Origin of the sequence: Erythrobacter mangrovi (assembly GCF_013260645.1) — a bacterium.
Taxonomy (GTDB): Bacteria; Pseudomonadota; Alphaproteobacteria; order Sphingomonadales; family Sphingomonadaceae; genus Qipengyuania; species Qipengyuania mangrovi.
In genome coordinates this window covers 255,474-280,421 of record NZ_CP053921.1, presented here as the reverse complement: position 1 = coordinate 280,421, position 24,948 = coordinate 255,474, and the positions used below count along the sequence as shown (strand labels likewise).

The following is a 24,948-nucleotide window of genomic DNA, read 5'->3' as shown; positions in this document are numbered from 1 at the left end:
GGAAGGGGATGTCGGACAAGGGGCACCTGCTAAGGGTGCTGGGGATCGTCTTCGGTCTCGCCGCCGTAGTCGGCAGTGTCGTCGGGCAAGGCATCTTGCGCGCACCCGGCGTGGTGGCGCAGGCCAGCGAAAGCCCATGGATACTGGTCGCGCTATGGGTGCTTGGCGGCATTCTCGCTGCATTCGCTGCATTGCCCTTCGCCGAACTGGGCGCGGCCTTGCCGAGCGCGGGCGGTGTTGTCGCTTTTGCCGGTCGAGCTTTCGGTCCCAAGGCGCGCCTCGCGACCGCTTTCACCATGCTGCTGATGCTGATTTCAGCGCTTGCGGGCGTTGCCATCGTGGCTGGCGAGTTCCTCGTCCGGCTCGGCGTGGGAGGGGGGCGCTTCGGCCCCGGCGCGCTGGCCACCTTCATGCTGGTATTGTTCTTCATCGTGAACGCGCCGGGCACGCGCATGTCGGGGACGGTGCAGATCCTCTTTTCCGCGACCAAGGGGGTGGTGCTGATGGCCCTTGCGGCGGCGCTGTTCTCGCAGCCGGGCGTTGCACAGCCCGCGACACCGATCGACCTGGCGCCGCAAGGCTGGCTGGGCTTCGCCACCGCCATGCTGGTGATCGTGGGCGCCTATAACGGTTGGGGCGACGTAGTAGTCTATGGCGAGGAAATCGAGAATCCCGGCAAACAAGTCCCCCGCGCCATATTCGGGGGCATCCTCGGTGTTACCTTGCTCTATGTCGCGGTGAACCTAGCCTTGCTTCATCGCCTCACCCCAGCCGAGATGGCCGTGTCCGAATTTGCTGCCGCGGATGCGGCAGGCACCGTGTTCGGTGGGACCGGCGATCTCATCTTCACGCTTTTCGGACTGCTTTCGATCAGTGCGATCTGCAGCCTGATGATGATGACCATCAGCCGGATCACCTACGATTCGGCACGCGAGGGCATCCTTCCCTCCTACTTTGCCACCGTGACGCCGCGCGGAACTCCGCTGCGGGCGATGTCGCTGGTGGTCGTCGGTTCGGCGGCCTTCCTGTGGTCAGGGACCTATCTGGCGCTGTCGTCGACCAGCACTTCGCTGTCGCAGGCGATCTTCGTGCTGGTCGCGTTGTGCGCCATGCGGCTGCGCATTACGGAACCCGGGCTTGGACGCCCCTTCAAGGTACCCTACTTCTGGCCGCTGATGAGCCTGCTATTGCTACTCGATGCGGTCACCCTGGCGGTATTCGTGGCGCAGGATCCCTACTACGCATTGCTGGGATTCGGGCTGGTCGCTGTGCTCTCGGGCGGCTACTGGCTGCTCGCCCGCCTTGGAGGCGCAAAACAAGCGAAGGACCTGACGTGAGTGTCGAGAAACTGACGAGTGAGGAACGTGACAGCTGGCTTGCCGCGCTGCCCCAGTGGGCGCTGGCGCGCGATGGCGATGCAATCGCTCGAACCTTTACCTTCGCGGATTTCTCCGAAGCGTTCGGCTTCATGACCCGGGTCGCGATCCTCGCCGAGAAACGCGACCACCATCCCGAATGGTTCAACGTCTACAACCGTGTCGAGATCACGCTGACCACCCATGACGCAGGCGGCCTCAGCCTGCGCGACGTGAAAATGGCGCGAAAGATCGACGCGCTGGCCTGACGGTCTACTTCCCGAGCGGTCGCGCGGACGCGCGGGTCTGCTTGCGCAACCGGCCGGGCATCCAGCGCGAGGCAAAGGCCAGTTGCTTTGCAGTCTTGCCCACGGTGGTGTGCAGGCGATCGCCATGGACCGCTTCCCACGCAGCTTTCGCCACTTCCTCGACCGGGGTGATTTCCAGCCCTGCCTCGGTCACGCGTTCGCGAATGCCCTGGTTGGACTGGGCGTTGGGTGTGTGGTCGAGCAGAGGCGTATCGATGAAGCTCGGCATCAGCGAGCGGACCTTGATATTGTCTTCTGCCCATTCGCCGTCGAGGCTTTCGGTGATCCCGCGCACACCGAACTTGGTCGCTGTATATACGCTGGCGCCCGGAGTGCCGTAAATTCCCGCGGCGCTGGCGGTGTTGAGCAGGCAGGAATCGGGCGCCGCAGCCTTGAGGTAGGGATAGACAGCCTGCGCCCCGAACAGCACGCCCTTGAGATTGATATCGAGGCAGCGCTCGATCTCGTCGATCGAATTCTCGATCAACGAACCGCCGATTGGGATACCGGCATTGTTGGCAAGGACGTTGATCTGCCCGCCGGCGGCAGTGGCGAAGGCATCAAGTGCTTCGTCCCAGGCCGCCCGGTCACGGACATCGAACTTGACGGAGAAGGTGAAGCCATTGCCGATCAGGGCGAGGGTCTCATCCATCCCCTTCTGGTCGATATCACCAAGGCCCACGAAGTAGCCGCGATCACCGAAATATTTCGCGATGGCGCGACCAATGCCCGAACCGCCGCCGGTGATGAAGATGGATTTACGCGTGCTCATGTCTCTCTCCTGATACGCGGCTCTACAAGGCTGCGTTGTTGTATGTGTGCCATGTGAAGATGGCCATCGCACCACGATAGGGGCGCCACTTCTCACCCAGGCTGCGGGTATCCTTCTCGCTCGGTCGTGCGGGCAATTCCAGCAATCGCCCGACGGCTTCCTGAACCGCCAGGTCGCCTGCGGGCCAGATATCCTGGCGTCCCTCTGCGAACAGCAGGTAGATCTCTGCCGACCAGCGCCCGATCCCCTTTATCCGGGTCAGCTCGGTAATGGCTTCCTCGTCATCCTCGGGCAGGCTCTCGAAGCACAGCTCGCCGCCAGCGACCAGTTCGCAAAGGCTGCGTGCATAGCCCTGCTTCTGCCGCGAAAGGCCGCAGGCACGCAGCGTATCGAAATCGCGCTCGAGCAAGCAGGATGGGGTGAAGTCGGGGCCCAGTTCCGCTTCCAGCCTGTTCCACATCGAGGTCGCCGCCGCGACGCTAACCTGCTGACCGACGATGGTTCGCAGCAAGGTCTTGTAGCCTGTCGGGCGAATCCGCTCTTCGGGATAGCCGCAGCGTTCGATCGCAGCGGCCACCACCGCGTCCTGCGCAGCGACGGTGTCGAGGTGGTCGCGCAACTGTGCGTTTGTCAGCCCCATAGCGCTCTCACTTGCCTTCCCGTTCGCGATTGAATAGCAGCCGCTCGCATAGGGTCGGTCAGTGGCCCTTTGCAACCGAGGATATGCGCAATGCCCAAGCTGATTGTCACCACCCGTGAAGGCGAAACCAGCGAGATCGACGTCGCGGACGGCCTGACCGTGATGGAAGCGATCCGCGACAATGGCTTCGACGAGCTGCTGGCCCTGTGCGGCGGCTGCTGTTCGTGCGCCACCTGCCACGTGCACGTCGACCCCGCCTTTGCCGACAAGCTGCCGACGATGAGCGAGGATGAAGACGACCTGCTCGAATCAACCGATCACCGCATCGCGACGTCACGCCTGGCCTGCCAGATTCCCTTCACCGGCGATCTCGACGGGCTGAAGGTTACTATCGCGCCTGAAGATTGATGTTGTTTGCGGGTTGAGGCGCGCGCGCCTACCTCGCACGGTATGATTGATATTCCCGTACGCGAGCGCGCGCTCGACCTCATCGGCAATACGCCGCTGGTCCGCCTTGAAGGACCGAGCGCGGAAGCCGGCTGCGACATTTTCGGCAAATGCGAATTCCTCAACCCCGGCGCTTCGGTGAAGGACCGCGCCGCGCTCTACATCATTCGTGATGCAGAGGCGCGGGGTGACCTGAAACCGGGCGGTACGGTGGTCGAAGGGACCGCGGGCAATACCGGCATCGGCATCGCACTGGTGGCCAATGCACTGGGCTACCGCACCATCATCGTGATGCCGGACAACCAATCGCCGGAAAAGATGGCGACCCTGCGCGCGCTTGGCGCGGAGCTGGTCACCGTACCACCGACCAAATACGCCGATTGCAATCACTTCCAGCACGTCTCGCGCCGGATGGCGGACGAGATCGAAGGCGCGATCTGGGCTGGGCAGTTCGACAACACGGCCAACCGCAAGGCACATATCGAAACCACGGCAAAGGAACTGTGGGCACAGCTTGAAGGACGGATCGACGGTTTTACCTGTGCGGCCGGAACGGGCGGAACGATTGCCGGCGTCGGCATGGGCCTAAAGGAACTGGACGAAAACATCGTCATCGCGCTGACCGACCCGCATGGGGCGGCGCTGTACAACTACTACGCCCACGGCGAACTCAAAGCGGAAGGGTCCTCGGTCGCCGAAGGGATCGGCCAGGGCCGGATCACCGGCAATCTCGAGGGCGCTCCGATCGATACCCAGTTCCGCATTTCGGACGAGGAAGGTCTTGTCTGGGTCGCGCGCCTGCTGCGCGAGGAAGGGCTGTGTCTGGGCCTGTCGAGCGGGATCAACGTCGCCGGAGCGATCGCGCTGGGCAAACAGCTAGTGGCGGAAGGACGTGAAAATCCGCGCGTGGCGACAATCCTGTGCGATACCGGCTTCCGTTACCTGTCGACGCTCTACAATGCCGACTGGCTGGCGCAGAAGGGCCTTCCGGTGTTCGAGTGGCTCAAGTCCACCGATTGACCGCGACCCGGCAGGCAGCCTAGGCTCCATTCATGGCGCATTTCTTCGACATGAGCCGCAAGCCGGTGGTGCCAGAACTGGCCGATGTGTCGGGCGGAAACGCCCGGCGTGAACGGACGATTCAACGGCTACAGATTGGCGTCACCGGCGTGGTCCTGATGATCCTGCTGGTCGGCCTAGCCAGCGTGATCCAGAACCGCGCCGCCGAAACCGATGCGACTGCGGTCCCCGAAGCAGCAGCAACGACCGAACCGACCACGGCTGCCACCCAGAGCGACCCGCTAGTCGAGGCCGGTGTGGTGCCCGACATGCCGGCCCAACCGGCACCGGCGACAACGGTTGCGCCGACGCCAGCACAGGCCGATGCGGCAGCGCCTGCGCAGTAAGATCCTCCTCGTAGCAATGCTGGCGCTGGCAGGGTGCCAGCCCGGCGAGGCGAATGGAGACGATGCGCCTCTCCCGGCACTCGGCCTGTTCGGGACGATCTCGATTTACTGGGGCGAAGAGAGCGATGTTGCGGACTTCCTCGACGACACTGGCGAACCGGACTGGGTCCGCGCATCACTGGAAGAAAGCTTCGAGCTGGTACCGCTGGATGCGCTTGAGGACGATATGCTCGCGGCAATGCGCTTCCTGATCCTTGCCCAACCTCGTCCCCTGGCGCCCTCGGAGAACGTTGCGCTCGATCGCTGGGTGCGCGCCGGCGGGCAGGCGTTGATCTTTGCCGACCCGATGCTGACCCGGCACAGCAGCTTTCCGATCGGCGACCGGCGCCGACCGCAGGATGTGGTGCTGCTTTCGCCGATCCTGGCGCGTTGGGGCCTCGAATTACGGTTCGACGATGAGCAGCCCGATACGGAGCATTGGGTGACGCACGCCCGAGGCAGTATCCCGACACGACTGGCCGGAGAATTCGCACTGCTACCAGGTGAAGGCGCGGCTGCTTGCCGCTTATCCGCCGCAGGCCTGGTGGCCAGATGCGATATCGGTGAGGGTCACGTGACGCTGGTTGCCGATGCTGCCGTACTCGATGGCGATGAGGCGGGTTTTGTCTCTTCAGATCGGCGCGACTCCTTCGTCGGCCTGGTCGACGAGTCCTTTACGCGCTGATCCCGGGGATTTTGCGGGACAGACTCGGCAATTTGGCCCGATTGAGGCCGCGACTCGGCAGAATCGCGTGATTTTCCAGTACTCTCTTTAGGCATTTGATAAGAATTTCGAAGTTGGCATCAGAAAAATAAAACAATAAAATCAAATATATACGGGATTATCCCGTAAAATCCCGCAATTTTCCCTTTCATCCCCGATGCACCCGCGATAAATCATCAGGACATCGGACAAGGCTGTCTAAGCGTGCAGGGCCAGCAGGCACTGCAGCTCGCCCGTGCTTACGGGTGAGTGGGGGGAAGTCTTGCCCGGGGGAGGTTTTGAACGCTTAGTCGGGATTTGGGGCAGTGGCTTTCGGAGGGTACAGCGGACAGGCATATTCGCCTGCGGGCGACAAGGGTCGCTTCGTGCTGCCCCCGCTCTTCCGCAAGGCGGTGAAGGACAGCAGCGACGGCCGCGTCCTGTGCCTGATGAAGCACCCCACCTGGAACTGCCTCGTCGGCTTCGGCCTTTCCCGCAAGGAAGAGCTCCACGCACAGATCGACCGTGAAGAAGAGATGGCCATCCGTCTCGGCAAGGAGTTCGATCGCGACACCCGTTCCAGCCAGCTATTCGGTTTCGTCGAGCTTCCTTTCGACGACAGCGGCCGTTTCGTCATGCCCGAGCACCTGCGCACCCTAGGCGGGATCGAGGGCGGACTCTATTTCCAGGGCGGCGGCCGCTTTTTTACCCTGTGGAACCCGGACGAACTCGCCAAGATGGGCGACGACTGGGCAAGCGCGAAGGCCGCCTGCGGCAGCTTCCTCGAAGAAGTGAAGGCGAAGGGCAAGTGACCGGCGCCCCGCACATCCCCGTCCTCCTCGACGAGGTTGTCGAGGCGCTCGACCCGCAACCGGGCGACGTCATCATCGACGCGACCTTCGGGGCGGGTGGATATACCCGTGCCCTGCTCGCGCGGGGCGCGACGGTGCACGCTTTCGACCGGGATCCTGACGCAATTGCATCGGGTCGCACATGGCGCGAGACGGAGGAAAATCCGCCGCGCCTTTTTCTCCACCCACACCGTTTCTCCGAGATGCTCGACGTCATGACGTCCGCCGGCGTCGCGCGGGTCGATGGTGTGGTCATGGACATCGGCGTGTCATCGATGCAGCTTGATCAGGCGCATCGCGGGTTCGCCTTCTCGTCGGATGGTCCGCTGGACATGCGCATGAGCCAGGAAGGGGCGAGCGCCGCGGACTTCCTCAACAGCGCCGACGAGAAGGCGATCGCCGACGTCCTTTATACCTACGGTGAGGAGCGCCAGTCGCGCCGCGTGGCGCGCGCGATCGTTGCCGCGCGGCCGCTGTCGACGACGGGCGACCTGGCGCGCGTGGTTCGCAAGGCACTCGGCTTCAAGCCGCATGACAAGAAAGACCCGGCCACCCGTACATTCCAGGCCATCCGAATTCACGTGAACGGCGAGCTCGACGAACTGTCCCAAGGCCTGTCGGCTGCCGAACACTTGCTGAAGGAAGGGGGCCGCCTTGCAGTGGTCAGCTTCCACAGCCTCGAAGACCGGATCGTCAAGCGCTTCCTGCGCGAGGCATCCTCAACCCCGAGCGCTTCGCGTCACGTCCCACTGGCGGCGCAGGACGATCCGGTCTTTTTTCGAGTTAGCAAGGCAATCAAGCCGACCGAGGCAGAGATCGCCCGCAACCCGCGCGCACGCTCCTCGGTCTTGCGCCACGCCACTCGCACAGCAACACCGGCAAGGGAGGCCGCATGATGGTAGGAGGTTCACGCGTTCGCCAGATCGGCTGGGCCATCGTGCTGTCCGTCTGCTTCGGCCTGCTCCTCGCGCTGACCTTCAAGGTCAACGCGGTGAAGAGCGATGTGCGCCTGACCGAACGCGAGATAATCGCCGTGCAGCGCGCAAAACTGATGCTCGAAACCGAGTTCCAGACTCGCGCCAGCCAACAGCAACTGGCTAACTGGAATGCGGTCGAGTTCGGCTATGGCGCGCCGCGTGCAGACCAGTACCTCGAGAGTGAAACCCAGCTTGCCGCGCTGGGTACGCCGTGGGGTATCGATGCGCCTTCGCCGGTCCGCGTCGCTCTTAACACCCCGCCGCGCGAGGATACGGGCCTGCTGGCTAGCTGGATCGCCGAAGACGGGACGGTGTCCGCTGGAGCTGACCGGCCATCCCACCGCGATCTCGCCGCCACCGATCTTGCCCAGCGTCTTGCGCATCCCACCGGAGCGATCGTTGGCGTTGCCGAGGTGACCCGGTGAATGCTTTCTCTGGCTACGGTCCCGCGATAGCGGCGGGAAGTAGCGGACACGGTGCAGTAAGCATGGCGGTGGCCTCTGGTCGCGTGCAGCTCGTCACCGTGCGTCAGCGTTCTCTCACCGTGGCCCGTTGGCGGGTATTGTGGATCGCCTTCGGCTTTGCCTTCATTGCGCTGATTGCGCTTTTACGCATCACCTACCTTGGCATGTCGGATCATGGCTTGCGCGCGACCTCGCTCGAGGAAGCGCTGCTGCCGCCGCGTGGTGAAATCACCGATCGCAACGGCGTGCCATTGGCTCGGGCATTCCCGGCCTATGCCCTGTGGTTCAATCCGCAGGCGATGGGTGAGGGTGGTGCGCCGCTTGTTCATGCACCGCGGGAAGTTGCGGCCAAGCTCAAGGCGATCTTCCCTGACCTCGATGAGAAACGCGTAGCCGCCCAGTTCGCTGCCGGACGGCAGGGTTACATCCGCCGTCGCGTGCTACCAGAAGAAGCCAATCTCGTGCAGGACATCGGCGAACTCGCCCTTGAGATGCCGATGGAGAACGATCGCCACTACCCGCAGGGGTCGATGGGTGCCCATGTGCTTGGCTATGTCGCTGCCGACGGACGGGGGCGGGTTGGCATGGAGCAAGTGCTCGACGAGCATTTGCGTGACCCTGCCACACGCGGGACACCGGTAGCGCTTTCGATCGACGTGCGGGTGCAGGGCGCGCTCGAGGACGAACTGCGGCGTGGCATGAAGCTGAACGACGCGCAGGGTGCGGCGGGTATCGTGCTGGACGTGGATACCGGAGAGGTGCTCGCATTGGCCTCGCTTCCCGAGTTCGACCCCAATAAGATCGATGCTCGCGGGCAGAGCCTGATGTTCAACCGCGTGACCAACCAGGTCTATGAGCTTGGCTCGACCTTCAAGCCGATTACCGTCGCTGCCGCGATCGATGCCGGTGTGATCCGCGATCTCGGCAAGCGCTATGACGCCTCGCCGGTGCAGGTCGGGCGCTTTACGATCAGGGACAGCCACGATCTGGGAGCGTCGCTCAATCCCATCGAGACGCTGATCCATTCGTCCAACACTGTAAGCGCCCGGATCGCCGACGAACTGGGCCCGGAACGCCTGCGCCGCACGATGATTGACTTGGGCATGAACGAGCGACCCTATATCGAGATTCCTGCCCGGGGCTTCCCCCTTTGGCCCGGCAAGAAGTGGCCGCGCCTGACCAATATGACCGTTGGATTCGGCCACAGCATCGCGGTGACCCCGCTCCATCTGGCTTCGGCCTACGCTGCTCTGGTGAATGGCGGAATCTGGCGTCCGGCCACCTTGCAGAAGCTGGGCGCGGGCGAGGCGCCCAAGGGGCGGCGGGTCTTCAAGGCGTCGACCTCCAGCCGGATGCGCCAGCTTCTGCGTGCAATCTCGGTCTACGGTACCGGCCGCAATGCCAATGCACCGGGCTATCGTGTGGGCGGCAAGACCGGTTCGGCCGAAAAACCTGGTGCCAACGGCTACCGGAAGAGTGCGGTGGTCTCGACGTTTGCAGCGGCGTTCCCGATGGATCGCCCACGTTATGTTGTTATCGCCATGCTCGACGAGCCGCGTGGCACGATCGCGTCCAGCTACCAGCGTACCGCTGCTTGGAACGCTGCCCCAATTGTCGGCCGGCTGATCCCTCGCATTGGCCCGCTGATCGGCGTGCGCCCCGACGATACCCGTGATGTTGATATCTCCGATATCCGCCCGCTGATTCCGGAGGCAGCTGGCGAATGAAATTGCGGAAACTTTGTGAGACGGCTGGCTTGGAATGTGGCGATGGCGATGCCGAGGTGACCGGCTTCGCGATCGACAACCGCAAGGTCGCCCCCGGCACCGTTTTCGGCGCCTTTCAGGGTGCGCAGGCCAACGGTGAAAACTTCATCCCTGCCGCGATCGAGGCTGGGGCTGTTGCCGTGGTCGCCCGGCCCGAGACGCAGGTTCTGGGCGCCTTGCATATTGCTGATGCCAATCCTCGCAAGACCTTCGCCCGGCTGGCGTCGCACTTCTTTACACCGGTACCCCAGCACATCGTTGCGGTCACCGGCACCAACGGCAAGACTTCGACCGTCGAGATGACGCGGCAGCTCTGGCGCATGGCCGGGGAAAGGGCGGCGAGCATCGGCACGCTGGGCGTAACCACGCCCGACGAGAGCGTATCGACTGGCCTGACCACGCCGGACATCGTGACCTTCCTGGCGAACCTGTCGGGTCTCGCCCGCGAAGGGGTGACCCATGTCGCCTATGAAGCGTCGAGCCACGGGCTGGCGCAGTACCGTAACGAAGGGGTTGCGGTTGAAGCTGCGGCTTTCACCAATTTCAGCCGCGACCACCTCGATTACCATGCCGATATGGAAGACTACTTCGCGGCCAAGATGCGCTTGTTCGATGAGGTCGTCTCCGACGGAGCGACGGCGGTGATCTGGATGAGTGCGGACGGGAGCGAGTGGAACGCTCGCGCTCTCGACCATGCGCGCCGGCGCGGACTCGCGACCGTGACAGTGGGTGAGGCGGGCGACGATATCCGCCTTGTCGGACGAGAGCCGACCCAGCTTGGCCAGGTCCTGACCGTCGAGCATGGCGGCGAGACCCGGAAGATCACCCTCCCGCTGATCGGCGCCTACCAGGTTGCCAACGCACTCTGCGCAGCGGGCCTCGCGCTAGCGAGTGGTACGCCGGCAAATCTCGTGTGGGACGGCGTAGCGCGGCTGCAGCCCGTCCGAGGGCGACTTGAACGCGCGGCTATCGCGCATTCCGGTGCGCCGGTTTACGTCGATTATGCCCACACACCGGATGCAATCGAAGCCGCCGTTGCCGCGCTTCGCCCTCATGTTACCGGACGGCTCATCACGGTCTTTGGTGCCGGCGGCGATCGCGACCACGGCAAGCGCGCGCAGATGGGCGCGGCTGCCGCCAAGGCATGCGATGTGGTCATCGTCACCGACGACAATCCGCGGGGCGAGGATCCTGCGGAAATCCGCCGCCAGGTGCTTGCCGGTGCACCGGGTGCACGCGAAGTGGGCGATCGCCGCGAAGCCATTTGTGCTGCGATCGCCGAAGCCGGTGCGGACGACATCGTCCTCATCGCCGGCAAGGGTCATGAAACAGGTCAGATCATCGGATCGGGAGACAACATGCGAGTGCTGCCCTTCGACGACGTCGAGGTTGCGCGTGAATGCGCGGCAAAATCTGTAGGGGGTGCGGCATGAGCGCTGCCATCCTGCGTCACCCTGCCTATGTCGATTGGCCGGCCGACCCGCGCGACCGGCTACCCTTAACGCTGTGGTCGGCACAGGATATCGCGGCGGCAGTCGGCGGTATCCCCAGCCAGGACTTCCAGGTTGCGGGGGTCGAGATGGATAGCCGCGACGTCGTCAATGGCGATCTCTTCATTGCCCTCAAAGGCGAAGCGATGGACGGCCACCGCTTCCTCGGCAAGGCCTTTGCCAACGGCGCCGCCGGGGCAATCGTCGACCGCCCGGTCGATTACCCGCATATCCTGGTCGAGGACACGACGGTCGCACTCAAGGCCCTGGCCCGCGCGGCGCGCGATCGTGCCTCGGCAAAGATCATCGGTGTCACTGGCTCAGTGGGCAAGACCGGGGTCAAGGAAGCCATCTTTGCCGCGCTGGAGCGCGCCAGTAGGGGTGCGGCACACCGTTCGATCCGCAGCTACAACAACCATGTCGGCGTGCCGCTCAGCCTCGCGCGGATGCCTGCGCGCAGCCGTTTCGGCATCTTCGAAATGGGGATGAACAATGCCGGTGAGATCGAAGGGCTGACAAGGCAAGTGCGCCCGCATGTCGCGGTGATCACCACTATTGCCCCTGCCCACATTGAAATGCTCGGTTCTATGGAGGCGATTGCCGATGCGAAGGCCGAGATATTCCTCGGCCTCGAACCCGGCGGTACGGCGGTGATCCCGACCGACACCCCCCATTACGAACAGCTACGCGATGCCGCGCTAAGACTGGGTGCGAAGGTCGTGAGCTTCGGAAGGGCGCGCCACGCCGACATGCGCCTGCTCGATGCGATCCCCAGCGCGAATGGTGGCAGCCTGGTCACCTGCGAGTTTCCCGAGGGGCGGCTGTGCTACACCGTCGCCGAACCGGGCGAACATTGGGTTGCCAATTCGCTCGCGGTGATGGCGGCGGTCCGTGCCGCGGGCGGCGATATGGCCGCAGCCGGTCTCGCCCTCGCCGAGATGGGCGGGCTCAAGGGCCGCGGCGCGCGTCACGGCATCGATGCGCCGGGCGGCAAGGCACTGCTGATCGACGAAAGCTACAACGCCAACCCTGCCAGCATGCGGGCCACGCTCGCGCAGCTTGGTCAGACGCCCTCGACCCGTCGCATCGCGGTGCTTGGCGCCATGAAGGAGCTGGGCGATTTCGGGCCGCAGTTCCATAGCGCGCTGGCCGAGCCGCTGCTGGCGGCCGATGTCGACTATGCGTTGCTGGTCGGCGACGAGATGATCGCGCTCGCGCGCGAACTGGGGAAACCGCAAAGTTCCGTCCTTGGCAAGCCTATTGCCTGGGCGCATTGCCGGACCGCCGACGAGGCGATCGGGCTGCTCGAAGACTTCGGCGTCGTCGCGGGCGATGCTGTGCTGGTCAAGGGCTCCAATTCGGTCGGTCTCGGCCGGCTCGTGGATCATTTCACCCGCGCCAGCTAGGCGCGAGAGAGGCCCAATTGCTGTACCTGCTCGCCGAATGGTTGAACTTCGAAGGCGCCTTCAATCTCGTGCGCTATCAGACCTTTCGCGCCGGGGCGACGCTGATGACCGCCCTGGTCATCGGCCTGCTGATCGGCCCGCGGTTCATCGCCATGCTGCGCGTGCGCCAGGGCAAGGGTCAGCCGATCCGTGAGGACGGGCCGCAATCGCACCTCGCCAAGCGAGGCACGCCGACGATGGGCGGGTTGATGATCCTGATCAGCCTGTTCCTCTCGGTGCTGATCTGGATGGACCTGCGCAATCCCTTCATCTGGTCCTGCCTGGCGGTGACGCTGGGCTTCGGGATCATCGGTTTCCTCGACGATTACGACAAGGTCTCCAAGGCCAGCCACAAGGGCGTCTCCGCGCGGGTGCGGCTGTTGTTGGAGTTCACAGTTGCGGGGATCGCGGCATATATCACCGTCAGCCAGATCAACACATTCCTCTATGTCCCCTTCGTCAATGACTTCGGGATCGAGCTGGGCTTCCTCTATTTCGCCTTCGCCGCGATCGTCATCGTCGGGGCGGGCAATGCGGTAAACCTGACCGACGGGCTCGATGGGCTGGCAACGATGCCGGTAATCATCGCTGCCGGGACCTTTGCGATCATCGCCTACCTCGTTGGGCGCGTCGACTATTCGACCTATCTCGGCATTCCCTATGTCGAGGGTGCGGGCGAACTGGCGATCTTCTGCGCCGCGATCATGGGGGCGGGGCTCGCCTTCCTGTGGTTCAATGCGCCGCCCGCCGCCGTTTTCATGGGCGATACGGGATCGCTGGCACTCGGCGGCGCGCTCGGCGCCATCGCGGTGGCGACGCACCATGAAGTCGTGCTGGCCATCGTGGGCGGGCTGTTCGTGTTCGAGGCGCTCAGCGTCATCATCCAGGTCTTCTGGTTCAAGCGTACCGGACGCCGGGTTTTCCGTATGGCCCCGATCCACCACCATTTCGAGCAGCTCGGCTGGTCCGAGAGCAAGGTCGTGATCCGCTTCTGGATTGTCGCCATCGTGCTCGCACTCATGGGGCTCGCGACGCTCAAGTTAAGATGATCACCTCGTCCGCCTGGTCTGGAAAGAAATACGCCGTCCTCGGACTGGCGCGCTCCGGTCGGGCGACGGTCGAGGCGCTGCTGGCGAGCGGGGCCGAGGTGCTGGCGTGGGATAGCCGCGAAGAGGCGCGTGCCGAGTTCGCAGGTCGCGTCGAACTGGCCGATCCGGTTGAGGCGGACCTGACGGGCTTCGCTGGCGTGGTCGTCAGCCCCGGCGTCCCGCTCAACACGCATCCGATTAAGCCGCATGCCGACAGCTTCGGCGTGCCGGTGATCGGCGATATCGAACTCTTCGCGCAGGCGCGGGCTGAACTCCCGCCACACAAGGTCGTCGGCATCACCGGCACCAACGGCAAATCGACCACCACCGCGCTGGTCCACCACATCCTCAAGACCGCGGGCGTGCCGACCACCATGGGCGGCAATATTGGCCTGCCGATCCTCGAGCAGGAGCCATTGCTCAAGGGCGGGGTCTATGTGCTCGAGCTGTCGAGCTACCAGATCGACCTGACCTATTCGCTCGATTGCGATGTCGCGGTGTTGCTCAATGTGACGCCGGATCATCTCGATCGGTATGAGGGTTTTGAAGCCTATCGGGCTTCCAAGTTGCGGCTCTTCACCATGCAATCGAGCGAGGGCACGGCTGTCGATGCCAGCTCCGATCCGGCGGTGCACGAAGCAATCCTGGCTATCGAAGGACCGGGTGAAATTACCACGCTGAACCCGGCGGCTAAGGACAGCGACTTCCTAGATCTTAGCGGCGCGTCATCGTTGCAGGGTCCACACAACGCCCAGAATGCCTACGCGGCCTGGGCCGTGGCCTTCGATCTTGGAATCGATCGGCTTACGGTCAATGCTGCGCTCGCAAGTTACTGCGGCCTTCCGCACCGGATGGAGCGAGTGCGCGAGTTGCGGGGTGCCGCCTATATCAACGACAGCAAGGGCACCAACACCGCCGCCTCGGCCCCTGCGCTGGCGGCGTTCGACAACATTCACTGGATCCTGGGTGGGCTTGCCAAGGAGCCGGGGCTTGGCGAGTGCGAGGCCGAGCTTGGCCATGTGAAGGCCGCCTATACCATCGGCAAGGCAGGGCCGGATTTCGCCGCGCTGCTGGAAGGCCGCCTTCCGGTCGAGCAGTGTGAAACACTCGATCGCGCGGTCTCATCCGCTGCCTCCAAGGCCCAGCCAGGAGATACCGTCCTGCTCTCGCCTGCCTGCGCCAGTTTCGATCAGTATCGCGATTTCGAGCAGCGTGGCGATCACTTCCGCGAGCTGGTGGAGGCGCTGAAATGACCCCCACCATGCAGCCCTATGTCCCCGGCAAGCGCCAACCGATGCACCTGCCACGGCACAAGCTGTCGCGCTGGGCCGAGCTCAAGATCTGGTGGCGCGAGATCGACCGTGTGTTGCTGCTGCTGGTGCTGCTGTTGATGAGCTTCGGTACGATCGCCGTCGCCGCCGCATCGCCCGCAAGTGCCGACCGTCTGTCGACCGCGAGCGAGACGCTCGACCCGCTCTACTTCTTCTATCGCCACGTCGCCTGGCAGGTGCTGGGCCTGGGAGTGATGTTCGGCGTGTCGCTGCTCAATCGGGACAATGCGCGGCGCTTCGGCGTCCTGTTAGCGGGCGGGATGTTGGGGCTGCTGTTCCTGGTCCCGATCGTCGGGCCGGAGATCAACGGCGCGCGGCGCTGGATCAATATCGGCATGCAGTTCCAGCCGTCCGAGTTCCTCAAGGCTGGCTATGCGATCACGCTGGCGTGGATCCTGTCGTGGAAGGTCCGCGATCCCAACCTGCCCGTGCTGTGGATCGCCACCGCGCTGTTCGGTACCATCGCCATATTGATGATGCTGCAGCCCGATTTCGGCGGCACGATCCTGTTTGCGGGTGTGTGGTTCGTGATGGTGGTCCTCTCCGGCGTGGACGTGAAGCGCTTGGGCGGCGTGGTCGGCGGGGCGCTGGTCGGCCTCACCGCGACCTATTTTCTCTATGACAACGCGCGCCACCGTATCGATGCCTTCATGGGTGGCGGCACGGCCTTCGACCAGGTCGACCTTGCCAGCCGCACCTTGCTGGCAGGCGGGTGGACCGGCGCGGGCTATGGGCTGGGCATCCGCAAGATGAGCCTGCCCGAAGCCCATACGGACTATATCTTCAGCGTCATCGGCGAGGAATTCGGGCTGATCGCCTGCGCGGTGATCCTGCTGCTGTACCTCGCCATCGTCGGTCGGGTGCTGATGCGGCTGGTGGATGAGGAAGACCTGTTCGCGCTGCTCGCGGGGACAGGCCTCATCGCATTGCTCGGCGGACAGGCCTTCATCAACATGCTGGTCAACCTGCAGCTGTTCCCCTCCAAGGGCATGACCCTGCCGCTGGTCAGCTATGGCGGCTCCTCGACAATTGCGGTGTGCATGGGCGTTGGCCTGCTGATCGCGGTGACGCGGCGCAATCCGTTCCTCAAAAGCCGGACCAAGGGGCTTGGCGACCTCATCGGATTCGGGCAGGCGGAATCGACGACCGAGCATACGGGTCGCAAGCCGCGCGAGATTTTTCCATGACTGGCGCCAACCGCCATTACGTCCTAGCTGCCGGGGGTACCGGCGGCCATCTGCTGCCTGCCTTTGCGCTCGCCACCGAACTTGACCGGCGCGGCCACCATGTCGCGCTGATCACCGATGCGCGCGGTGCCGAAATTCCGGGCAAGCCCGATTTCATGCCCGCGCATGTCCTGCCGGCCGGGCGTTTCGGCAAGAACCCGCTGCATTGGGTCAAGGGAATTTCGGCGGTCCTCGAAGGGCGGCGCATGGCATTGCGCCTGTTCGAGAGTTTCGAGCCGAGCGCCGTGGTCGGCTTCGGCGGCTACCCATCTCTGCCCGCGATCCTCGCTTCGACCTCGGCCAGGATCCCGACGGTGGTGCATGAACAGAACGCCGTGCTGGGCCGGGTCAATCGCCTGCTATCGGGGCGGGTCGATGCGATCGCTACCGCCTATCCCGAAGTCGAACGGCTCGCCGCCAAGCATCAGGGCAAGGTCCACCTCGTCGGCAATCCGGTTCGTGCCGGTGTGCTGAGCCTGCGTGACGAGCCGTTCCCGGCATTCTCCGAAGACGGACTGCTGCGCGTGCTCGTAACGGGGGGGAGCCAGGGCGCGCGAGTGCTTTCGGAGGTCGTGCCCGACGGGCTATCCATGCTCCCGCCCGCGCTGCGCCAGAGGTTGCAGGTCACCCAGCAATGCCGTGCCGAAGACCTCGATAACGTGCGCGAGCGCTATCGTGCACACGGTATCCCCGCGGAGCTGGCAACCTATTTCGAGGACATGGCCGCACGGCTCGCCGATGCGCACCTGTTCATCGGCCGTGCCGGTGCCTCGACCATTGCCGAACTTACCGCAGTGGGGCGCCCGGCAATCCTCATCCCGCTGCCGATCGCGACCGACGACCATCAAGCCGCCAATGCGCGCGAACTCGCCAAATCGGGTGGCGCGCGCATGATCCGGCAGGAACGCTTCACCGGCAAGGAACTGGCCAAGCAGATCATGGCGCTGGCCGATAACCCGCAGGGCCTTGCCAAGGCGGCGCATGCGGCGTGGAACTGCGGCAGGCCCAAGGCAGTCGAAGACCTTGCCGACCTGGTCGAGAGTTTCGGCGGGGCGGAGATGATGGACGTCATTCGCGTGGGCGGGAACAACGCGCGTGGCGCATCGCAAGGCGTTCCGGCCGGGCAGGGCGCGGCGAAGGAGATCGCGAAATGAGGGGCGTTCCGACCGACATCGGCATCGTCCATTTCGTCGGAATCGGCGGCATCGGCATGTCCGGCATCGCCGAGGTCATGAAGAACCTGGGCTATACCGTGCAGGGCTCCGACATGAAGGAGAGCGCGACGGTAGAGCGGCTGCGCAAGCAGGGTATCGCCGTGAGCATCGGCCATGCCAAGGAGAACGTCGAGGGCGCCGCCGTTGTCGTTACCTCGACGGCGGTCCGGCGGACCAATCCCGAAGTCGCCCATGCGCTGGAAAACCGCATCCCGGTGGTGCGGCGCGCGGAGATGCTGGCCGAACTGATGCGCCTGAAATCGACCATTGCGGTTGCGGGCACCCACGGAAAGACCACCACCACCAGCATGATCGCGACGCTGCTCGATGCGGGCAGCGTCGACCCCACCGTGATCAACGGCGGGATCATCGAACAATATGGCTCGAACGCCCGGCTGGGCGATAGTGACTGGATGGTGGTCGAAGCCGACGAGAGCGACGGCAGCTTCCTGCGCCTCGATGGGACCATTGCGGTTGTCACCAATATCGATCCCGAGCACCTCGACCACTATGGAGATTTCGAAGGCGTGAAGGATGCCTTCGTCGAGTTCATCCACAACGTGCCCTTCTATGGTGCGGCGGTGCTGTGCATCGACCATCCCGAAGTGCAGGCCGTGATCGGCAAGGTCCGCGATCGCCGTGTGGTGACCTATGGCTTCTCGCTCCAGGCCGATATCTGCGGCGTAAACGTCCGTCCCGACATGGGCGGCAACTGTTTCGACGTGATCGTCCGCCAGCGCGGTGAAGAGGATCGCCGGATCGAGAACGTGCGCCTTCCCATGCCCGGACGTCACAACGTGCAGAACGCACTGGCGGCGATCGCCGTGGCGATCGAAATGGGCTGTAGCGATGAAGTCATCCGCACCGGCTTTTCGAGCTTCGGAGGGGTTCGGCGTCGCTTCACCAAGGTCGGCGATGTGCCCATGCGCAGCGGCTCCGTGCCGATCATCGACGATTACGGCCACCATCCGGTAGAGATCAAGGCGGTGCTTGCCGCAGCGCGCGAAAGCGTGGGTGACGGACGCGTGATCGCGGTGGTCCAGCCGCATCGCTACACCCGTTTGCGCGACCTGATGGAAGAATTCCAGACCTGCTTCAACGAAGCCGACACAGTCTATGTCACCCCGGTCTATGCCGCGGGAGAGGACCCGATCGAGGGCGTCGATGCGGAAGCCCTGGTCGCCGGCCTCAAATCGCGCGGCCACCGGTCCGCGGCGACCGTGAACGACGAAACCGACCTTGCGGGCAAGCTCGCTAATGAAATTGCGGCAGGCGACATGGTCGTATGCCTTGGTGCGGGTGACATCACCCGTTGGGCCAGCGAGCTCGCCAATCGGATCGAGCAGGAGCGGGTGGCATGACCATTCGCCAGCCCGGCGATGTGTGGAACCGTGACAATGGCATGGCGCCCGACTGCGAGGTCGAAGGCGCGGTGGCAACGCCCGTCTCGACCGCCGGACTACGCGGCAAGTTGACCCGCAATGCGCCATTGGCCAAGCTCGTCTGGTTCAAGAGCGGTGGCAACGCCGACTGGCTGTTCGAACCCGCCGATCTCGATGACCTGCGCGTGTTCCTGGAACGGCTGGGTGGAAACCTGCCGGTCATGGCGTTGGGTCTCGGCTCCAACCTGATCGTGCGCGATGGCGGCGTGCCGGGCGTAGTCATAAGGCTCGGCAAGGCCTTTGCCGAAATCGAGGTGCGCGACCATTGCGTGCTCGCCTGTGGCGGCGGGGCGCATGGCATCCTTGTCGCTTCGGCGGCCCGCGACGCCGGGATTGCGGGCATGGAATTCATGCGCGGCATCCCTGGCACCGCCGGCGGCTTCGTCCGCATGAATGGCGGCGCCTATGGGCGCGAGGTCAGCGACGTCCTGGTCGACTGCGACGTGGTCTTGCCCGATGGGCAGATGTTCACGCTCCCCGCTGCCGACCTGCACTATACCTATCGCCATTCCGACCTGCCCGACGGCGCGGTGGTGGTCGGCGCGCGCTTCAAGGGCGTGCCCGGAGATCCGGTGGCGATCGGCGCGGAGATGAACCGGATCGCCGCGGCACGCGAGGCTTCGCAACCGCTGCGTACCAAGACTGGCGGGTCGACCTTCAAGAACCCTCCCGGACAAAAGGCCTGGGAACTGGTCGATGCCGCCGGCTGTCGCGGCTTCCGCATGGGCGGCGCACAGGTCAGTGAAAAGCACACCAACTTCCTCATCAACACGGGCGATGCGACCAGTGCCGACATCGAAGGGCTGGGCGAGGAAGTGAAGCGCCGGGTTTACGCCAATTCGGGCGTCGAACTCGAATGGGAAATTCAACGCGTGGGGCGACCGTAGGAAAGACATGCAATGACTGATCTCCCCAAGCTCCATATCGCCGTTCTCATGGGTGGATGGGCCAATGAACGGCCTGTCAGCCTCATGTCGGGCGAAGGTGTCGCCAAGGCGCTGGAGGCGCGTGGGCATCGCGTGACGCGGATCGACATGGACCGGCAAGTAGCTGCGCGGATCGCCGAAGTGGCCCCTGACGTGGTCTTCAACGCGCTGCATGGCGTGCCGGGTGAAGATGGCACCGTGCAGGGCATGCTCGACCTGATGGGTGTGCCCTATACCCATTCTGGCCTGGCGACCTCGGTCATCGCGATCGACAAGCAGCTGACCAAGAATGCGCTGGTTCCGCATGGCATCCCGATGCCCGGCGGGCGGATCGTGAAGAGCGCGGATCTCCATCAGGGCGACCCGATGGCGCGGCCCTATGTGCTCAAGCCGGTCAATGAAGGCAGCTCGGTCGGCGTGGCGATTGTCACGGCGGAGGGGAATTACGGCAACCCCATCGCGCCCAACGCCAAGGGGCCGTGGCAGGAATTCGCCGAGCTGCTCGCCGAACCCTATATCAAGGGTCGCGAGATGACGACGGCGGTGATCGATTTCCCCGAGGGACCGCGCGCATTGGCGGTTACCGAGCTCAAGACCAAGAGCGGCTTCTACGATTTCGATGCCAAGTACACCGAAGGCATGACCGAACATGTCTGCCCGGCCGAGATCCCCGACCACATTCGCGACCTGTGCCTCGAATACGCCTTGAAGGCGCATAAGGTGCTGGGTTGCCGGGGCACCAGCCGCACCGACTTCCGCTGGGACGAAGAGCATGGCGAGAGTGGACTGTTCGTGCTCGAGACCAATACCCAGCCGGGCATGACCCAGCTCAGCCTGGTGCCCGAACAGGCCAAGTACATGGGCATCGATTACGGCGAGCTGTGCGAGATGATCGTCGCGGCTGCCTTGCGCGACCATGCTGCCAGGGCGAGGGGGGGCGATGGCTAAGGTTACCCGCAAGCAGCAGGGCGTCCGCCGTTCCGCCGCCGCGCGCAGCCGCAGCCAGACTGCGCATGCCGCGCGCAAGCGCACCAGCGGTCTGCTCGACCAGACCATGGCCGCACTGCCGTTTACCGACGAGCAGTGGCACCGGTTCTTCCTCACCTCGATCGTGCTGGTCGGGCTGGCGATCACCTGGACCATCGCCAGCTATGCCGGCCTGCCCGAGATCGCTCGCGAGGAAATGGCCAAGTCGGCCTCGCGCGTCGGCTTCGAAGTGAAGAAGGTGCGCGTGTCGGGCGTCGAGCGGATGAACGAACAGCTCATCTATGAGCGCGTGCTTGCCGAACAGGCGCGGCCCATGCCGCTGGTCGATCTGGACATGGTGCGCGAGCGATTGCTCCAACTGCCCTGGGTCGCCGATGCACGGGTTTCGCGCCAGCTGCCCGATACGCTCAAGGTCGATATCGTCGAGCGCGTACCGCATGCGGTACTGGCCAAGCCGGGTCGGCTGGTGCTGGTCGACGGACAGGGTCACGAGCTTGAGCCGATCAGCACTGCGAACGCCAAGGGCAAGCTGCTGATCGAAGGCCCCGGCGCGCAATTGCAGGTTGAGGAACTCGGCAAGCTGCTCGACGCGGCGCCGGCGCTGAAGCCGCAGATCGCCTCCGCCGAATGGGTCGGCAACCGCCGTTGGAACCTGACCTTCAAGACCGGTCAGTTGCTGGCGTTGCCCGAAGGCGACCTGGGTGCACCCGCGCTGGTCAAGTTCGCCCAGCTCGACGGGATGCACCGCCTGATCGGCGGCAAGCCGATCGCGATCGATATGCGCGTGCCCGACCGTGCCTACCTGCGTTGCCAGGACGGCCCGTGCCCCAAGCAGATGGCGCTCACCGGGAGGCCCGAATAATGGCTGCCTCGGCTCCGCGCATCACCCGGGTATTCGGTGCGGTGAACATCGGTTCGTTTCGGATATCCGCCATGGTCATGGGCCAGGCGGAGAATGGCGACATGGTCGTCCTCGGCTCCAGCCACCGCGCGAGCGAAGGGGTCAAGCGCGGCTATATCACCGACATGCGCGCTGCGAGCCACGCGATCCGCAACGCGGTGGAGAAGGCGGAAGCCAATGCCAATACCGCCGTGTCCAGCGTCTGGATCGGCTGCGCCGGGGCGGGGCTGTCCAGCCGCATTGCCAGCGTCGAGATCGCTATCGGCGGGCGGCGGATCGAGGAAGACGACATCGAGCACCTGCTCTATGCGGCGCGCGACCACCTGCATCCCGATGGCCGCATGGTGCTGCATGCGCAACCGGCCCACTATACGCTCGACGGGGCGCACGGCGTAGCCAATCCCAAGGGCCTCCATGCCGAGGCGCTGGGGGTCGACGTGCACGTGACTCTCGCCGAAGGGGCGCCGGTGCGCAATCTGATCGAAGCGGTGCAGGGCGCACATCTCGACGTGGAGGGCGTGGTCGCCAGCCCGCTGGCTGCCGCCTATGCCTGCCTGTCGGCCGAAGAGCGCGACCTTGGCGTGGCGGTGGTCGAGATCGGCGCGCAAGTCACCAATGTTTCGGTCCATGCCGCGGGGATGCTACTGGGCCTACGATCGATCCCGGTCGGCTCCAACGATATCACCGATGCCATCGCTTCTTCGCTGGGCATTCGCCGCAGCCAGGCCGAGCGGCTCAAATGCGTTTCGGGCTCGGCGATCGCCACGCCGACCGACCACCGTGAGATGGTGCCGGTCAACGCGCCGGGCGAGGAACCCGGCGGGCGGCTGGCACGTGGGGCTGACGAGCACAATCGCATTCCTCGCGCGGAACTGGTCGCGATTGTCACGGACCGCCTTGGGGTGATGAGCGGGGAGATCGGCAAGGCGCTGAAAACGCTGGGTTTCGGTGGATCCCAGGGTGGTCAGGTGGTGCTGACCGGTGGTGGTGCCGAACTGCACGGCATTGCCGAATTCATGCAGGGTGCCCTGGGGCGACCAGTGCGTATCGGCAAGGCGCCGACGTTGACGGGCTTGCCTGAAGCCCATGCAACACCCGGCTTCGCGACGCTCGCCGGCCTATGCCTCTATGCCGCCGACGACCCGATCGATATCCGATCCGTTGGCCCCCGTTATCAGCCGACGCGGCGCTATTCGGGGCTCGGTCTGGTGAACCGTGTCGTACAGGCGGTGCGTGAGTATTTTTGAGTATTGTACACGCGCGCTAACCCGTCATTAGCCCTTGTGGATAAGGATGTTTCGCCCCACGCGCTGCGATTCGCTTTGTGCGAGATGTGTGACATAGTGTTGGTCTTAGATTTCGAATTCCCGGGGGATACCCAATGAGTATCAATATCGGTCCGGCTTCCAGCGATGAGCTGCGCCCCAAGATCATGGTGATCGGGGTTGGCGGTGCGGGCGGAAACGCCATCGCCAACATGATGCAGGCCCAGATCGAAGGCGTCGAGTTTATCGTTGCGAACACCGATGCGCAGGCGCTGTCGACCTCGCCATCGGAAAAGCGGATCCAGCTGGGCCCCGACATTACCGGTGGTCTCGGCGCCGGCGCCCGGCCCGAAGTGGGCAAGGCGGCAGCGGAAGAGACAGTCGAAGACATCGAGGACTCGCTCGAAGGCGTGAACATGGTCTTTATCGCCGCCGGTATGGGCGGTGGTACCGGTACGGGTGCCGCCCCGGTTATTGCCGAAGCGGCGCGGCGCAAGGGCGTGCTGACGGTCGGCGTGGTGACCAAGCCGTTCCTGTTCGAAGGGACCCGGCGCATGCGTGCGGCGGAAGCCGGTATCGAAGAGCTGCAGAAGCACGTCGATACGCTGATCGTGATCCCGAACCAGAACCTGTTCCTTGTCGCCAAGGCGGAAACGACTTTCAAGGAAGCCTTCATGCTCGCCGACGAGGTGCTGCAGCAGGGTGTCCGTTCGATCACCGACCTGATGGTCATGCCCGGCTTGATCAACCTCGACTTCGCCGACGTGCGTTCGGTGATGAGCGAGATGGGCAAGGCGATGATGGGCACCGGCGAGGGCGAGGGTGACAACCGCGCGCTCGAAGCCGCGGAACGCGCTATCGCGAACCCGCTGCTCGATGGCGTCAGCATGGCCGGGGCCAAGGGCGTGATCATCTCGATCATCGGCGGCGAAGACATGAAGCTGCTCGAAGTCGACGAGGCCGCGAACCATATCCGCGAGCTGGTCGACGAGGATGCGAACATCATCTGGGGTTCGGCCTTCAATCCGGATCTGGAAGGCAAGATCCGCGTTTCGGTGGTTGCCACCGGTATCGACGGTACAGGTGCTTCGGTCGTAGCCGCTCCGCGCGCCTTTTCGATGAGCGAACCGCGGGCACCGCAGCGGCCGATCCTGGAGCTACCTAGCGAAGAGATCGCGGAGGAAGAACCCTTTGAATTGTCGGAAGGTCTTTCGGCCGAACCCGAGTTCGAAGAGGTTGAGGCGCTCGATCTGAGCGAAGAGGTTGAGGTCAGCCCTTCGGTGCTCTCCGAGGATCTCGGTTATGGGTTGTCAGATGACGACGACGAAGAGGAATACGACGACGTCGATGGCATCGTCGACCCTCTGGCTGGCCTGCGCAACGAAGAGACCGAACGTTTCGAAGGCGGCTGGGACGAGGAAGACGGCGAAGAGGCCCCTCTCGACCTGTCATCTGCCATGGAACAGGGCGGGCAGGATGAGTTCGAGCTTGGCGCAGACCAGTATGCCGAAGGCGGAAGCCCGCTGGCGAGCAAGCCGATGCGCAAGCGCCCGCTGCTTGGCGGCGACTACGGCGATGATGACGATATGGGCGGCGGCCTCGGTGGCCTGGGCGGCTCGCTTGGCGGCGGCGGCGCCGCAGGCGGTGGAGCCCCGGCCGGCGGCGCCCCGGCAGGCGGCGCTGCACCCTCGCAGGGCAGCACCCTGTTCGAACGGATGGCCAATCTTTCGCGAGGGGCGAACAAGCCCGAAGACGGCGAGGAAGATGCCGACGGGGACGATGACGGCGATGGTGGCGGTGCGCTCAACATCCCGCGCTTCCTCGGTCGCCAGAACAACCAGTAAGCTACACGTCGGGGGCTAGCCCGCGCAAGCGCCGGTTAAGGCCTGCGCAGGCAGGAACGGG

24 protein-coding genes are annotated in these 24,948 nt (G+C 64.3%); 22 read left to right on the top strand and 2 right to left on the bottom strand.

Annotated elements, in window-relative coordinates:
* Nucleotides 1-8: 8 nt before the first annotated feature.
* Entirely contained in the window at nt 9-1,337 is a 1,329-nt protein-coding gene (locus tag HQR01_RS01490; protein WP_173212032.1) for an APC family permease, read from the top strand.
* The gene (locus tag HQR01_RS01485; RefSeq protein WP_173212031.1) at nt 1,334-1,624 is read left to right on the top strand and encodes a 4a-hydroxytetrahydrobiopterin dehydratase; all 291 of its coding nucleotides are present in this window, start codon (nt 1,334-1,336) and stop codon (nt 1,622-1,624) included. Before HQR01_RS01490 ends, HQR01_RS01485 begins: the two co-directional genes overlap by 4 nt.
* 4 nt (nt 1,625-1,628) lie before the next feature.
* On the opposite strand, the gene HQR01_RS01480 is transcribed toward HQR01_RS01485, so the two are convergent.
* Nucleotides 1,629-2,435, bottom strand: a complete 807-nt coding sequence (locus HQR01_RS01480) for an SDR family oxidoreductase (RefSeq protein WP_173212030.1) — start codon at nt 2,433-2,435, stop codon at nt 1,629-1,631.
* A 22-nt stretch (nt 2,436-2,457) separates the two neighbouring features.
* Nucleotides 2,458-3,075, bottom strand: a complete 618-nt coding sequence (locus HQR01_RS01475; protein WP_173212029.1) for a DNA-3-methyladenine glycosylase family protein — start codon at nt 3,073-3,075, stop codon at nt 2,458-2,460.
* A gap of 90 nt (nt 3,076-3,165) precedes the next feature.
* On the opposite strand from HQR01_RS01475, the gene HQR01_RS01470 reads away from it, so the two are divergent.
* The 20 genes from HQR01_RS01470 to ftsZ all read left to right on the top strand — a co-directional run bounded on the left by HQR01_RS01470 (nt 3,166) and on the right by ftsZ (nt 24,887).
* A complete protein-coding gene (locus HQR01_RS01470; RefSeq protein WP_173212028.1) occupies nt 3,166-3,483 on the top strand; it encodes a 2Fe-2S iron-sulfur cluster-binding protein in 318 nt (105 codons plus the stop codon).
* Between the two features lie 42 nt (nt 3,484-3,525).
* The gene (locus HQR01_RS01465; protein ID WP_173212027.1) at nt 3,526-4,542 is read left to right on the top strand and encodes a cysteine synthase A; all 1,017 of its coding nucleotides are present in this window, start codon (nt 3,526-3,528) and stop codon (nt 4,540-4,542) included.
* 32 nt (nt 4,543-4,574) lie between these two features.
* The gene (locus HQR01_RS01460; protein WP_173212026.1) at nt 4,575-4,928 is read left to right on the top strand and encodes a hypothetical protein; all 354 of its coding nucleotides are present in this window, start codon (nt 4,575-4,577) and stop codon (nt 4,926-4,928) included.
* The gene (locus HQR01_RS01455; RefSeq protein WP_173212025.1) at nt 4,906-5,652 is read left to right on the top strand and encodes a Gldg family protein; all 747 of its coding nucleotides are present in this window, start codon (nt 4,906-4,908) and stop codon (nt 5,650-5,652) included. The genes HQR01_RS01460 and HQR01_RS01455 overlap by 23 nt, the downstream gene beginning before the upstream one ends.
* A gap of 344 nt (nt 5,653-5,996) precedes the next feature.
* Nucleotides 5,997-6,482: a division/cell wall cluster transcriptional repressor MraZ gene (locus HQR01_RS01450; RefSeq protein ID WP_173212024.1), complete on the top strand. Its 486-nt coding sequence runs from the start codon at nt 5,997-5,999 to the stop codon at nt 6,480-6,482.
* Nucleotides 6,479-7,417, top strand: a complete 939-nt coding sequence (gene rsmH, locus HQR01_RS01445; protein ID WP_173212023.1) for a 16S rRNA (cytosine(1402)-N(4))-methyltransferase RsmH — start codon at nt 6,479-6,481, stop codon at nt 7,415-7,417. The genes HQR01_RS01450 and rsmH overlap by 4 nt, the downstream gene beginning before the upstream one ends.
* Nucleotides 7,414-7,923: a hypothetical protein gene (locus HQR01_RS01440; RefSeq protein WP_173212022.1), complete on the top strand. Its 510-nt coding sequence runs from the start codon at nt 7,414-7,416 to the stop codon at nt 7,921-7,923. The genes rsmH and HQR01_RS01440 overlap by 4 nt, the downstream gene beginning before the upstream one ends.
* Before the next feature lie 62 nt (nt 7,924-7,985).
* A complete protein-coding gene (locus HQR01_RS01435; RefSeq protein WP_173212021.1) occupies nt 7,986-9,689 on the top strand; it encodes a peptidoglycan D,D-transpeptidase FtsI family protein in 1,704 nt (567 codons plus the stop codon).
* A complete protein-coding gene (locus HQR01_RS01430; protein ID WP_173212020.1) occupies nt 9,686-11,161 on the top strand; it encodes a UDP-N-acetylmuramoyl-L-alanyl-D-glutamate--2,6-diaminopimelate ligase in 1,476 nt (491 codons plus the stop codon). Before HQR01_RS01435 ends, HQR01_RS01430 begins: the two co-directional genes overlap by 4 nt.
* The gene (locus tag HQR01_RS01425) at nt 11,158-12,624 is read left to right on the top strand and encodes a UDP-N-acetylmuramoyl-tripeptide--D-alanyl-D-alanine ligase (protein WP_173212019.1); all 1,467 of its coding nucleotides are present in this window, start codon (nt 11,158-11,160) and stop codon (nt 12,622-12,624) included. The genes HQR01_RS01430 and HQR01_RS01425 overlap by 4 nt, the downstream gene beginning before the upstream one ends.
* 17 nt (nt 12,625-12,641) lie before the next feature.
* A complete protein-coding gene (gene mraY / locus HQR01_RS01420) occupies nt 12,642-13,712 on the top strand; it encodes a phospho-N-acetylmuramoyl-pentapeptide-transferase (RefSeq protein WP_173212018.1) in 1,071 nt (356 codons plus the stop codon).
* On the top strand, nt 13,709-15,004 hold the full coding sequence (murD, locus tag HQR01_RS01415) for a UDP-N-acetylmuramoyl-L-alanine--D-glutamate ligase (protein WP_173212017.1): 1,296 nt from the start codon (nt 13,709-13,711) through the stop codon (nt 15,002-15,004). The genes mraY and murD overlap by 4 nt, the downstream gene beginning before the upstream one ends.
* Complete coding sequence (locus tag HQR01_RS01410; protein ID WP_173212016.1) at nt 15,001-16,269, top strand: FtsW/RodA/SpoVE family cell cycle protein; 1,269 nt, start codon at nt 15,001-15,003, stop codon at nt 16,267-16,269. Before murD ends, HQR01_RS01410 begins: the two co-directional genes overlap by 4 nt.
* Nucleotides 16,266-17,462, top strand: coding sequence for an undecaprenyldiphospho-muramoylpentapeptide beta-N-acetylglucosaminyltransferase (gene murG / locus HQR01_RS01405; RefSeq protein WP_173212015.1), 1,197 nt, complete (start codon nt 16,266-16,268; stop codon nt 17,460-17,462). The genes HQR01_RS01410 and murG overlap by 4 nt, the downstream gene beginning before the upstream one ends.
* Nucleotides 17,459-18,883: a UDP-N-acetylmuramate--L-alanine ligase gene (murC, locus tag HQR01_RS01400; RefSeq protein ID WP_173212014.1), complete on the top strand. Its 1,425-nt coding sequence runs from the start codon at nt 17,459-17,461 to the stop codon at nt 18,881-18,883. The genes murG and murC overlap by 4 nt, the downstream gene beginning before the upstream one ends.
* A gap of 41 nt (nt 18,884-18,924) precedes the next feature.
* Nucleotides 18,925-19,851 (top strand): UDP-N-acetylmuramate dehydrogenase, encoded by a 927-nt coding sequence (murB, locus tag HQR01_RS01395; RefSeq protein WP_173216047.1) that lies wholly within the window; start codon nt 18,925-18,927, stop codon nt 19,849-19,851.
* Nucleotides 19,852-19,863: 12 nt separating this feature from the next.
* Entirely contained in the window at nt 19,864-20,838 is a 975-nt protein-coding gene (locus HQR01_RS01390; RefSeq protein WP_173212013.1) for a D-alanine--D-alanine ligase, read from the top strand.
* Complete coding sequence (locus HQR01_RS01385; RefSeq protein ID WP_173212012.1) at nt 20,831-21,739, top strand: cell division protein FtsQ/DivIB; 909 nt, start codon at nt 20,831-20,833, stop codon at nt 21,737-21,739. The genes HQR01_RS01390 and HQR01_RS01385 overlap by 8 nt, the downstream gene beginning before the upstream one ends.
* Nucleotides 21,739-23,025, top strand: coding sequence for a cell division protein FtsA (gene ftsA / locus HQR01_RS01380; RefSeq protein ID WP_173212011.1), 1,287 nt, complete (start codon nt 21,739-21,741; stop codon nt 23,023-23,025). The genes HQR01_RS01385 and ftsA overlap by 1 nt, the downstream gene beginning before the upstream one ends.
* Nucleotides 23,026-23,159: 134 nt before the next feature.
* The gene (gene ftsZ, locus HQR01_RS01375; protein WP_173212010.1) at nt 23,160-24,887 is read left to right on the top strand and encodes a cell division protein FtsZ; all 1,728 of its coding nucleotides are present in this window, start codon (nt 23,160-23,162) and stop codon (nt 24,885-24,887) included.
* The last annotated feature ends 61 nt before the right edge of the window (nt 24,888-24,948 follow it).